The following is a 12,547-nucleotide window of genomic DNA, read 5'->3' on the forward strand; positions in this document are numbered from 1 at the left end:
CTTATGGAATTCGAATGGGATGAAAACAAGCGTGATGAGACATTGCAGTCTCGACGCGTTGACATCCTTTATGCTGCCGGCATCTTCGAAGGAGATGTGGTCACCAGCGTAGATCAGCGGTCCGATTATGGAGAGGTCCGACTGATTTCAGTAGGTATGATCGAGGACGAGTGTTTCGTTGTGCTTCATACGCAGCGTGGCCACGTCACCCGGCTGATCACTGCCTGGAAAGGAGGGCGAAATGCCCGAAGAAAATATCAAGCGTGCTACCCTGGCAGAACTCACCAGGATGAGAAAGGCGGGTGAACTCTACTACTCGCCCGATGCGCCGGAAGGCGAAGACCTTGGCCCGGAATTTTGGGCAAACGCGAAAATCGTACAACCATCCTCCCGGTCTGTGCATCTGCGGCTTGATCAGGAGGTCTTCGACTTCTTTTACAAGCAGGCGGCCGGCAAGGGTCATTTGACCAAGATGCAGAATGTGCTGCGGGCCTATGTGGCTGCTCAAAAAGGTGCTCGGTAGCGCCGCTTGCCTTTGCCACCTGAGAGTTGGCGCAGTGCCTTTCACCGCCCTATCTTGATGGTGTGACAAAGCTCATCCTCCCTCCTTCCCCCGACACCACCCTGCCCGCCCGGCTACCGGAACCGTTTCTACGATGGTTCGGCAAGAAGGGGTGGGCGCCGCGGCCGCATCAGGTGGATTTGCTGGGGCGGGCGCAGGCGGGAAAGTCGGTGCTGCTGATTGCGCCGACCGGTGCGGGCAAGACGCTGGCGGGGTTTTTGCCGAGCCTGACGGACCTGGCGGAACGGCCGAAGAAGAAGCCGGGTGAAGCGCATCGCGGCGTGCATACGCTGTATATCAGCCCGCTGAAGGCGCTCGCGGTGGACATCGAGCGCAACCTGACCACGCCCGTCAATGAAATTGGCCTTAAGGTTACGCTGGAAACGCGAACGGGCGACACGCCGGCATCGAAGCGCCAGCGTCAAAAACTATCGCCGCCCGATATTCTTCTCACCACCCCCGAACAGCTGGCCCTGCTGATCGCCAGCAACGAGCCTGAGCGCTTCTTTGCCGATCTTCGCTATGTCGTGCTCGATGAGTTGCATGCGCTCGTCACCTCCAAGCGCGGGCATCTTCTTGCGCTGGGTCTTGCGCGACTGCGCAGCTTTTGCCCTGATCTGCAGGTCATCGGCCTGTCCGCAACGGTTGCCGAACCCGACGAGCTTCGCCGCTGGCTGGTGAGCCAGGCGGAACCCGGCGCTATGTCGGACCTCATCACGGTCGATGGCGGCGCCAAGCCTGACATTTCCATCCTGAAGTCGGAAGAGCGCGTGCCGTGGGCGGGCCATACGAGCCGCTACGCCATTCCGGAAATTTATCAGGCGGTCAAGGATCACAAGACGACGCTGTTATTCGTCAACACACGCTTCCAGGCCGAACTGCTGTTTTCGGAACTGTGGCGCGTCAACGAGGATACGCTGCCGATCGCGCTCCATCATGGCTCGCTGGATGTCGGCCAGCGCCGTCGCGTCGAAAAGGCGATGGAAGCGAATGCGCTGCGGGCGATCGTCGCGACCTCGACGCTCGATCTCGGGATCGATTGGGGCGATGTCGATCTCGTCGTGCATGTCGGCGCGCCCAAGGGTGCCAGCCGATTGGCACAACGCATCGGCCGTTCCAATCACCGCATGGATGAACCCTCCAAGGCGATCCTCATTCCCGCCAACCGGTTCGAAGTGCTGGAATGCGAGGCCGCGCTGGAAGCCAACTATCTCGGCGCGCAAGACACGCCGCCGCTCCTCTCAGGTGCGATCGATGTGTTGGCGCAGCATGTGCTGGGAACGGCCTGCGGTTCACCCTTCCATCCCGACGCGCTTTATGCCGAGGTGCGCACGGCAGCACCTTATGCCGACCTCGACCGCACCACCTTCGATCGCATCATCGATTTCGTCGCCACAGGCGGTTATGCGCTGCGGGCCTATGAGCGCTATGCCAAGATCCGCAAGACCAAGGAGGGTCTCTGGCGCATCAGCCATCCGCGCTATGCGCAGCAATATCGCCTGAATGTCGGCACGATCGTCGAGGCGCCGTCGCTCAACATTCGCTATGTAGGCAAAGGTCGCGGCACAGCTTCGCGTGGCGGCATGACACTGGGCAAGATCGAGGAAAGCTTCCTTGAACAGCTCGAATATCATGACACGTTCATGTTCGCCGGCAAGATTCTGCGCTTCGAAGGCATTCGCGACAATGAGTGCTTCGTGTCGAACGCGCCGGATTCAGAACCGAAAGTTCCTTACTGGGGCGGCTCGAAGTTTCCGCTGACCACCTATCTCGCCGAGGTTGTGCGCGGCATGCTGGCCGATCCGGAGCGCTGGAAGGCATTGCCAAGCCAAGTGGCTGACTGGCTGCGCATGCAGGCCGACAGGTCCGTCCTACCCAATCCCCACGATCTGCTGGTGGAAACATTTCCGCGCGGCAACCGCTTCTACATGGTGGCCTATCCGTTCGAGGGCAGGCTCGCGCATCAGACGCTCGGCATGCTCTTGACCAAGCGACTGGAGCGCGCCCGTCTTCATCCCCTAGGCTTCGTGGCGACTGATTATTCGCTGGCAGTCTGGGGTATGGAAGACATGGGACATGCCTTCAAAACGGGAAAGCATCGTCTTTCGGACCTGTTCGACGAAGACATGCTGGGCGACGATCTCGAAGAGTGGCTGAATTCCTCTTATCTCCTCAAGCGCACGTTCCGGAACTGTTCGGTGATTGCGGGGCTGATCGAAAAGCGCTTTCCAGGACAGGAAAAGACCGGAAAGCAGGTCACCGTCTCGGCCGACCTCATTTACGACGTCTTGCGCTCTCACGAGCCGGATCACATCCTCCTGCAGGCGACCCGTCAGGATGCCGCAGCGGGACTGCTCGACATTCGCCGCTTGAGCGAAATGCTTGGGCGCATCCGGGGTCGAATCATGCATAAGGATCTTCAGCGGATTTCGCCGCTGGCAGTGCCGATCATGATGGAGATCGGCAAAGAGCGCGTTCATGGCGATGTTCATGATGCTCTGCTCGCCGAAGCCGAAGACAGCCTCATGGTTGAAGAGGCGATGGGACCGAATTGGACACAAACGCACGAGACATGATGCCGCTTGGCATTAACGGACGCATTCGCATCGCCGGGCGAGAAGCGCTGTGCGACCGCTCGGGCGCGCTCTGGTTCGCCGATCATTCTCTCCTTGTCGTTTCCGACCTCCACCTTGAGAAGGGTTCAGCCTTTGCCCGGCGCGGCTCGTTCCTGCCGCCTTACGATACGGCCACAACCCTTCTGCGTCTCGCCGTCGCGATTGAGCAGTACCAGCCGAAAGTGGTGGTCAGCCTTGGCGACAGTTTCCACGATGGCTGGGGCTCCGAGCGCATGCCGGATCCTTTCCGCGCTCAACTTGCCGATCTGCAGAAGGGTCGCGACTGGTACTGGATCACCGGCAATCACGATCCCGACGCGCCGAAGGGGGTTTGCGGCGAGAGTGTCACTGAGATTGCGCTGGCCGGCCTTATCTTCCGTCATGAACCAACGCTTGTCTCGATCGCGGGCGAGATCGCCGGCCATCTGCATCCCGGCGCGCGCATCGTACAGCGCGGCCGCTCCGTGCGCCGCCGCTGTTTTGCCGGTGATGGCCGTCGGCTGGTGATGCCCGCCTTTGGCGCCTTTACCGGCACGCTCAACGTGCTCGACCGCGCTTACCGCAACCTGTTCGACTGGTCGAGTTTTCGCGCTCACATGATGGGCGATGCGCGCATCTACACGATCGCGCCGACCAATCTGCATCCGGGTTGATCAGCCCACGGCTCGTCGCGATCTAGGCGCGTACCCGAACGGGTCCTCAGTCCCGATTGAAGATCATGCGGCCGAGCCAGCCGGTGATGATCGCGAGGGCGACGGCAAAGATGCCGTAAAACAGACTGTATTCGTGTGCTGCCTGGAAGATCGACTGTTCCACGCCCGACTTTTGGATCGCCAGCTGCGCCGAGGTTTCGCGGATAAACAACCCGTTCTTGAATAGAAAGGCGCGGGCGCGATGCGTGCCGATCGGCACATTGGGCGCGAGCTCCAGCGTGGCGCGGAACAGGTTGGGCGACAGGAACTGCACGCCGCCGATCAGCTCGGAGTAAAGCCCGGTCATCTGCTTGCGCTCACGCAAGGCTGCGGTGAATTCCTCGATCGTCTGCGGATCGTCGTCGCGATCTTTCGGCTGCAGATACATATAGGCGCTGCCGAGCGAGAGCCGTCCATAGGTCGAGGGCTGCGCCATGTCCTGCAGCGCGCGCGTCGTCGACACTGAGTAGGAGATCGGCACGTTCACGAAGGTCTCGGACTGGGTGTTGATCCACATGCCGAGCACGCGATCCTTGCGGCGCACCACCACCGGCCGCGCAGGTCCTTCCAGCACGACAACCACATCATAGCGGTTCTGCCGCGCGATCTGCGGATCGACGTCGTTCAAGGCGCCGAAGATGGTAAGATCGGTACCGGAAAAATCCGTGGTGATGGTGATCCGGTCGGTCGACAGGCCGATCTGGATCGACTCGTTGTATTGCGGCGCGGCCTGTTCGGCTTCGGGTTGCGGCTCGCTCTGGGCGAGCGCCGGTCCGACCAGCGCCAGCAGGATCATGACGGGAAGGAACATGCGCTTCATCGCTCAGAACTCCCCGAGAGGCCCGAGCGAATACAGATTGTCCGGCTGGACGAAGAGGTCGAAGGCAAGCCGGAGTGCGACGGATACGACCATCAGCGCCAAGAGCAGCCGCAGCTGTTCGCCGCGCAGCTTCTGGCCGGCCTTTGCGCCATATTGCGCGCCGGCCACGCCGCCGATCATCAGCAGAAAGGCCAGCACGACATCCACGGTCTGGTTGGTGGCGGCATGGACGATGGTGGTGAAGGCGGCGGTGAAGATGATCTGGAACAGCGAGGTGCCGACAACGACATTGGTCGGCACTTTCAGAAGATAGATCAGCGCCGGCACCATGATAAATCCGCCCCCGACACCCATGATGGCCGCCAGAAAGCCGATGCCGGCGCCCAGCGCCAGAACTGGAATGACGCTGACGAACAGCTTGGAGGTGCGAAACCGCATCTTCAGCGGCAGCTTGTGGATCCAGTGATGCTGGCCGGCCCGCTTGAGCGACACCGCGCCGCCGCGCGATTTGCGTAGCGTGTTGACGCTTTCCACCAGCATCAGGCCGCCGACCGCACCCAGGAACACGACGTAAAGCAGCGAAATGAACAGGTCCAACTGGCCAAGCGCGCGCAGCCAGGCAAACACGACGATGCCCAGGCTGGAGCCGGCGATACCGCCGAGCAGCAGCACGAAGCCGAGCTTGAAATCAAGCGTGCGGCGCTTGAAGTGCGCCAGCGCGCCCGACATTGAGGAGGCGATGACCTGATTGGCGCCGGTCGCCACCGCGATGGCCGGAGGGATATTGTAGAAGATCAACAGCGGCGTGATGAGAAAGCCGCCGCCCACGCCGAACAAACCGGAAAGAAAGCCGACGGCAGCGCCCATGATCAGGACAACGAGGCCGTTGACCGACATTTCGGCTATGGGGAGATAGATGTTCACCCCGTCACACTCAGCTTCTCACCCGTTGAAATAAAAGCGGTCCCGGCAAAGCGGGACCGCAATTTCGTTCAACGCGAATATAGTGGATAAAGCAAGGCGAGATGTTCGTGTTGCGACGCGGTTAGCCACGCGGACGGCGAAGACGCTTACTTCTTCGCCAACAGCGCGCGCACCAGAGGCTCGTTGACCTCGCCGTCCGCCGTCAGTCCATTGGCTTTCTGGAAGGCGATGATCGCGGTCTTGGTCTTCCCGCCCATCAGCCCGTCCGGCTGGCCGGCATCGAAGCCGTTCTTGTTCAGAATGAGCTGAATGTTACGCACGGCCTGCTTCATGTCGATGCTGGCGGTGACGTCGTTGCTTTCCTGCCATTCCGGCGGAACGGTGACATCGTTGGCCGCGGGATCGGCCGGCTTGGCGCGCCACAATTCGGTGTCGGCGCGGGCGCGGGTGAGTTCCTCGGGCTTCATGGCCTTGGCGATTTCATCGCGCTTGGCTTCGGCATCCTTGTCGCCGGATTTGGCCACGAGGGCAAACCACTTGTAGGAAGCTTCAAGGTCCTGGGTCATGCCGACGCCCTTGGCGGCCAGAATGCCCAGATTGAACTGGCTGTCCTTGATGCCGCGCTCGGCCGCTTCCGTGAACCAGCGAACCGCCGCCTTATTGTCGGTCGTGCCATCGGCGCCCATGGCATAAAGCACGGCCAGATTGTGCATGGCGCTGGCGTTGCCCTGCGCGGCACTTTTCTCGTAAAGCGCCTTGGCTTTGGTCAGGTCGCGTTCGACGCCGACGCCCTTTTCGTAGAAATTGCCGATGCGGTACTGGGCGGGCGCAAAGCCACGGTCTGCGGCGCGCACATACCAGTCGGCGGCCGACTTCATGTCCGGTTCGCCGTTGCGGCCCTCCGCATAGCGGGTGCCGATTTCGAAGAATGCCTTGATGTCGCCGGCCTGGGCCGCTTCGCGCAGCGCGACCGGCCCTGCGTTGAGCGGCACGGAGCCGATTTCAAGTGCGGTAGAGGCTTGAATATTCCCTTCCACCGTCGGTCGAACGATGGCCGAGGCAACCGGGTCTTGTGGTTGGGCCGAGGCGACGACCGCAGGCTCGGCTTCCCATCCTTCGGACGCGGTTCTTTCGGGAGCGATCGGCTCGGGATCGGACGCTTCGCCTGTTCCCGGCTCTTGGGCCACGTCTGCTTCGAGTGGAGTTGTGGCCTGCGTCGGCTTGGATGCGGTGTCGGCAGGCGTCCGGCTTACGCTATTTGCAACACCGGGCAGCGCCTGTTCAGCAACAGGAGCGGGTTGTTCTGAAGCGGGCGTCGTCTGGCGGGCTGGTTCGGCCGTATCGGGTGCAGCCGGTGCGCTCGGCGCAGCCGCGATCATCGGCGCAGAGGCTTCATTGCGTGCGGGCTCGTTGGAGGCGACGAACAGTGAGGGTTCGTCTGCCAGGAAGGCGCGCGTCAGCTGGAAGCCGCCTACGCCCACCACCATCGCGGCAGTGGCCATCAGCACGGTTTTGCGGCGCAGACCGAGGATGCGGCCGATCTTGCCGCGCCCGGAAGCGTCCTCGGCATTGCTGCCGGTCTTCTTGCCATTGGCTTCGGCGGCAGCGGCTTGTGCTGCGCGGCGTGCGGCGGCGATGAAGTCCGATTTCGCGGTTTCCGCTTCGTCCTTGGTGTCAGCCGGTCCGCGCTCGTCGCGCACCCGCTTCATGATGGTGTTGAGATCCGGCGCGCCGCTGCCGGGTTCGAGCGGCTGGTTGGCAATGCGTGGATCGAGCGGCTGGTCGAGCGACGGGAAATCCGGCTCTTCGACGACCGGCTTGGCCGGAACCGGCTGTTCGGTGATCTCCGGCTGCTTGTCCTTGCGGTTGCGCAAGGCGCGGGTGAAACCGCCGAGCTTCGAAGCACGGACCTGCGCGTCGTCGATTTCGCTCGCGGGATCGCCCGCCAAAGGCTTGTTCTGCGTGTCGCGCTGGCCGAACGGCACCTCGGCTATGGAAAGATCGTCGAGCGCGTAGGGATCGAACGCGTCATCCGCGGCGATCGAGGGCGCGTCCGCCACGATGGGCTTGGGCGCCGGTCGGGCCTGCTCGCCTTGCTCCATCATGCTCAAACGGTCGACGATCTTGATCAGCGTGTCATGGATCGCTTCGAACGTCTTGGAATTGCGCTCGTCGGACTGGCGCGTCAGCACTTCAAGCGAACGCAACTCGCCCGACAGGCTGGCGACCGCCTGACTGTCGCCTTCGCGTTCGGCGAGTTCACGCACGGCGTCGGCAGCGGCATTGCGCGCGGCTTCAATCAGCGCATCATGCTGGCCGGCGATCGAGCGCTCGATCTGGTCGAAGCGCGGCGCGAAATTCTCGAGCTCAGGCAGAACCCGTGGCGGATTGGACAAGCGCACGGAGAGTTCGGCAACCTGCGCTTCCAAACGGCCGATTACGGCTTCATCGACCGACGAGACCTGACGCGCGGACGTATCCAGCCGGGATGCGATGTCGCCCAAACGCAGTTCGAGTTCGCGGATCGTAGCGGCTTCCGGACCATAAGCGACGCGCTCGTCGAGGCGGGCCGCGAGTGCGGCGAAGCGCTCATCCATGACCGACAGGATTTCGCCGCGATCGCTGGGCTTTTCGGCCTGAACGTCGAGACGCTGGACGATGGTGTCGAGGCGCGTTTCCATGTCGCGCAGCAGCTTGTTGCCCTGCTCGGTGGAATCGGCCTGACGCCGGTCGAGCGCATCCGACAAAACGGCGAAGCGGTGTTCCAGCCCATCGAAGATGGTGGATACGTCTGGCGCTGCCGGTTCCTTTTCCAACCGCTCGGCGATCTGCCCAAGCTGCTGACCGAGACGCTCCACCGCCTTTTCCGGCAGGGCGGCACGGGCTGCGAGCTCATCGACACGGGTCGAAAGGGCCGCGATCTGGCCGAGCACCTCATGCGCCGGGCGCTCGTCGATCAATTCCTCGATCTGCGAGGCCAGTGAGGCCATGCGCGCTTCGATGCGCTGGAAGGGGGCCGGGTCGAAGCTCGAGTTGACGGGTGCGTGGCTGAGCGAAGCGGCGATGGCGCGCGAAATCTCGTCGAGACGCTCGGCGATCATCTCGAAGGTTTGTTCGCTTTGCGCATCCTGCTTGCGGGCAAAATGATCCAGCGCGCCGGCCAGCGTGCGCACCTTGTCTTCCAGGGTGCGGATGGACAGCGATTCCGGCAGAACGTCGACCGCGGCTGCGATCTGCTCCAGGCGGTGCGTCAGGGCATCGATGGCGGCATCGTCACGTGGCTGCGGCGACTGGGCTGCGACGCGCTCTTCGAAGCGCGACATGCGGTCATCAAAGGCGTCCCAGCGATTGCCGACGGCACGCAGCGTGTCTTCGCGGGCAAGCGCTCCAATCGAATTCTTGACCTGATCGAGTTCGAGGCGAAGCAGGGAAACATTCTTGTCGTCGCTGCGGTGAGACAGATCGGCGATCGCGCCGGATAGCCGCTCGACTTCGCCCAGCAGTGTTTCGCTGGAACCGCTGCCGCGCTGGGCTTCGGTGCCCAGGCGATGCACTTCGCTGCGCAGCGTGTCGAATTCACGCGTGAGAGACGCGGCCATCTGCTGGCGCATGTCTTCGCGCAACGCCTGCAACTCGGCCGCGATCTGGCCCACGGCCGCGACATTGTCGCCTTCCCGTCGCGTGCGTTCGAGGTCGCGCGCAACGGATTGAAGGGCCGTGCGCGGCGCGGGGCGGTCGCTGCGCATTTCGCGGGAAAGGTTCGGGCGTGGCTCGAAGGATGATTCGGCGCGCTGCTCGGCGCGTACGGAGGTGTGCGACGGGGCTTGCAGATTCGGCCCGCGTTCGGCGTGGCTCACCGATCGTGCGAGTTCGGTTGCTTCGCGGCGGCGCAGATTGGCAAAGGGCGAAGGGCGCTCCAGCTGGGTTTCCAGCGCTTCCAGGGTGCGTGTCAGCTCGTCGAGCGACGAAGTTCCGCGGCGTTGCCGCCCGGAATTCAAAGTCTCGAGGTAAGATCGCCTGCTGGTCATCGAAACCGCCCGCCGCCGCTGAAACTGGTGTGCCACCGCGCATGGTAAACACGAGGAGGATTGCCGGGACCTTGCGTGACCGCGTGGCTGGTGCGGAACTTTCGGTTCGATCCGGGCTTCAACAAGCACCCGGAAACACGCCGTGAAGAGATTCGGTACGAGCGGTTCACGAAACGCCGACATCCGTAAAGGTCTCAGGAGGTGGTAAAGAACGCGTTAACCATGTTGAATCGCTGATCTTTCCCGCCAAATGCATAGCAGCCCTGTTTTCATCTGCGTTGCATGTCCGTGGGGAAGGCCTATATAGGCGGGTATCAGGACCGCCCCCACATCGGCATCAGAAACACGCGTATCCAGCAGAAGCCTGTCGGAACGATGCCGCACGGTTTTGCCCGCGAACCCACAGCAAGAAGAACAAAAACAATGGCTTATCATTTCAACCGCGCTCCCGCGGAGAAAGAGTCTCACATCGACATGTCGAGCCCTGACGAAGCGGCGAGCATGGAGGAAGACGCCCGCCGTATCGGCGATCTGGCCAAGGAATACGGCGTTTCCCTGCGCACGCTCCGCTTCTACGAAGACAAGGGACTGCTAACGCCCGAACGCGTCGGAAGCACGCGGCTTTATCATCGCCGCGATGTCAGCCGGCTGGAATTGATTCTGCTCGGCCGTAAGGTTGGTTTCTCCTTGCGCGAAGTGAAGCAACTGATGGATCTTTACGATCCGAATGGCACCAATATCCGCCAGTTCAAGGCCGTGGTGGATCGCTCCACCCGTCAGCTCGGCCGCTTGGAAAAGCAGCGCGCCGAACTTGATTCGGCCATCGAAGCCATCAGCGATCTGATTTCGACCACGAAGGACAAGCTGGCTTCGATCCCGACAGGCAAGCCGAACTGATCCACCCCGTGCACTTTGACTTTGACGTTTACGCAAACGTCAAAGTTTGATAGTCGATCCTCCAAGCGCCGGTCCCCCGCCCGGCGTTTTCGTGTTGAATGCGCTGAAGCGCCCTCCGCTTCGCGCTTGACCTGGAGGACAGCATGCCCGTTTTCCGCGCGCCCGTTGAAGATACCCGCTTCATCCTGAACGAGGTTCTCCGGCTCGATCGCTTTAGCAATCTGAATGGCTTCGCCGATGCCTCCCCCGATGTGGTAGATGCGATCCTGGATGAAGGCGCCAAGCTTTCCGAAGGCGTACTCCAGCCGCTCAACCGCATCGGCGACACCGAAGGCTGCGCGCGTGCGGCCGACGGTTCGGTAACCACGCCGAAGGGCTTCAAGCAGGGCTTCGACCAGTATCGCCAGGGCGGCTGGATGGGTTTGGCGGTGCCGGAAGAGTTCGGCGGCCAAGGTCTCCCCTACACGCTGCATACCGCCGTTGCCGAATATATGTCGGCCGCCAACATGGCGCTGATGATGTATCCCGGCCTGACGCAAGGGGCGATTGCGGCCATCGTCGCACATGGCTCGGACGAGCAGAAGCAGCTTTATCTGCCCAAGATGGTGGATGGCACCTGGACCGGCACGATGAACCTGACCGAACCGCATTGCGGCACGGATCTCGGCCTGTTGCGCACCAAGGCGGTTCCATCAGGCGATGGCACCTACAGGATTTCCGGCCAGAAGATCTTCATCTCGGCCGGCGAGCACGACATGGCCGAAAACATCATCCATCTGGTGATCGCCCGCATCGAGGGCGCGCCGGAAGGCGTGAAGGGCATTTCGCTCTTCATCGTGCCGAAGTTCAAGCTCACCGCCGATGGCGGCGTGGGCGAGCGCAACACCGTGTCCTGCGGCTCGCTTGAAGAAAAGATGGGCATCCACGGCAATGCCACCTGCGTCATGAACTATGACGAGGCGGAAGGCTTTCTGATCGGCGCCGAGAACGGTGGTCTGAAGGCCATGTTCGTGATGATGAACGAGGCGCGCCTGGGTGTCGCCTTGCAGGGTCTGGCCGTCGGCGAAGCGGCTTACCAGAACGCTGTGTCTTATGCCCGTGAGCGCATTCAGGGCCGTTCGCTGTCGGGTGCCAAGGCGCCGGACAGACAAGCCGACCCGATCATCGTTCATCCCGACATTCGCCGCACGCTGCTGACCATCCGCGCCTTTACCGAAGGCGGACGGGCGCTGCAGCTCTGGACCGCCCTGCAATCCGATCTCGCCGCGCGCGCGGGCGATGAGAAGGAGCGGCAGGCGGCCGATGACCTGCTCGGTTTGATGACGCCGGTGGTCAAGGGCGTGCTCACCGACAAGGGTTTCGACCACGCTGTTGCCGCGCAGCAGGTGTTCGGCGGCCATGGCTATATCGAAGAACATGGCATGAGCCAGTTCGTGCGCGACGCCCGTATCGCCATGATCTATGAGGGCGCCAATGGCATCCAGGCGCTCGATCTCGTCGGCCGCAAGCTCGCGCTGAATAGCGGCCGCGCCGTGCAGGCCTTCTTCAAGGAGGTGGGCGCCTTCTGCGAGGACAACCGCGGCGACGAGGCCCTGGCGCCCTTCACTAAGGCGCTGAAGAAGGGCCTAAACGACCTTCAGGCGGCCACGATGTGGCTGGTGCAGAACGCGATGCAGAAGCCTGATAATGCGGGTGCGGCGTCCACCGACTACATGCACCTCTTCGGCCTCGTTGCGATCGGCTATATGTGGGGCCAGATGGCCAAGGCCGCGCAAACCAAGATTGCCGATGGATCGGGCGACACGGCGTTCTATGAGACCAAGCTGGTTACCGCCCGCTTCTTCATGGAACGCGCAATGCCGGAAACCGCAACACGCCTTGCGCGCATCTCGGCCGGCGCCGATACTCTGATGGCTTTGCCGGCGGAGGCGTTCTGATCGCGCCATTGCCCGCGCAACCTAACACTTGATAGGCTGCACCGGGCGACCCCATATCCGCCGACGAGACTG

9 protein-coding genes are annotated in these 12,547 nt (G+C 62.3%); 6 read left to right on the top strand and 3 right to left on the bottom strand.

From position 1 onward, the window contains the following. Nucleotides 1-3 precede the first annotated feature (3 nt). From IE166_RS12445 to pdeM, 4 genes are all read left to right on the top strand, one after another. Complete coding sequence (locus IE166_RS12445; RefSeq protein ID WP_189504288.1) at nt 4-306, top strand: BrnT family toxin; 303 nt, start codon at nt 4-6, stop codon at nt 304-306. Further along, a complete protein-coding gene (locus tag IE166_RS12450) occupies nt 242-523 on the top strand; it encodes a hypothetical protein (protein ID WP_210312966.1) in 282 nt (93 codons plus the stop codon). Before IE166_RS12445 ends, IE166_RS12450 begins: the two co-directional genes overlap by 65 nt. Before the next feature lie 74 nt (nt 524-597). Next, a complete protein-coding gene (locus tag IE166_RS12455) occupies nt 598-3,138 on the top strand; it encodes a ligase-associated DNA damage response DEXH box helicase (protein ID WP_189505912.1) in 2,541 nt (846 codons plus the stop codon). Beyond that, on the top strand, nt 3,135-3,830 hold the full coding sequence (gene pdeM, locus IE166_RS12460) for a ligase-associated DNA damage response endonuclease PdeM (protein WP_189504290.1): 696 nt from the start codon (nt 3,135-3,137) through the stop codon (nt 3,828-3,830). The genes IE166_RS12455 and pdeM overlap by 4 nt, the downstream gene beginning before the upstream one ends. A 46-nt stretch (nt 3,831-3,876) precedes the next feature. Here pdeM and IE166_RS12465 read toward each other — a convergent pair whose 3' ends face one another. The 3 genes from IE166_RS12465 to IE166_RS12475 all read right to left on the bottom strand — a co-directional run bounded on the left by IE166_RS12465 (nt 3,877) and on the right by IE166_RS12475 (nt 9,641). After that, entirely contained in the window at nt 3,877-4,689 is an 813-nt protein-coding gene (locus IE166_RS12465; RefSeq protein ID WP_244641455.1) for a TIGR02186 family protein, read from the bottom strand. A 3-nt stretch (nt 4,690-4,692) separates the two neighbouring features. Next, a complete protein-coding gene (locus IE166_RS12470; RefSeq protein ID WP_189504292.1) occupies nt 4,693-5,613 on the bottom strand; it encodes a sulfite exporter TauE/SafE family protein in 921 nt (306 codons plus the stop codon). A 146-nt stretch (nt 5,614-5,759) separates the two neighbouring features. Beyond that, on the bottom strand, nt 5,760-9,641 hold the full coding sequence (locus tag IE166_RS12475) for a peptidoglycan-binding protein (RefSeq protein ID WP_189504294.1): 3,882 nt from the start codon (nt 9,639-9,641) through the stop codon (nt 5,760-5,762). A gap of 474 nt (nt 9,642-10,115) precedes the next feature. On the opposite strand from IE166_RS12475, the gene IE166_RS12480 reads away from it, so the two are divergent. Beyond that, entirely contained in the window at nt 10,116-10,538 is a 423-nt protein-coding gene (locus tag IE166_RS12480) for a MerR family transcriptional regulator (protein WP_189505915.1), read from the top strand. Between the two features lie 143 nt (nt 10,539-10,681). Then, nucleotides 10,682-12,475: an acyl-CoA dehydrogenase C-terminal domain-containing protein gene (locus IE166_RS12485; RefSeq protein ID WP_189504296.1), complete on the top strand. Its 1,794-nt coding sequence runs from the start codon at nt 10,682-10,684 to the stop codon at nt 12,473-12,475. The last annotated feature ends 72 nt before the right edge of the window (nt 12,476-12,547 follow it).

This window comes from Tianweitania populi (assembly GCF_014652875.1).
Taxonomy (GTDB): domain Bacteria; phylum Pseudomonadota; class Alphaproteobacteria; order Rhizobiales; family Rhizobiaceae; genus Tianweitania; species Tianweitania populi.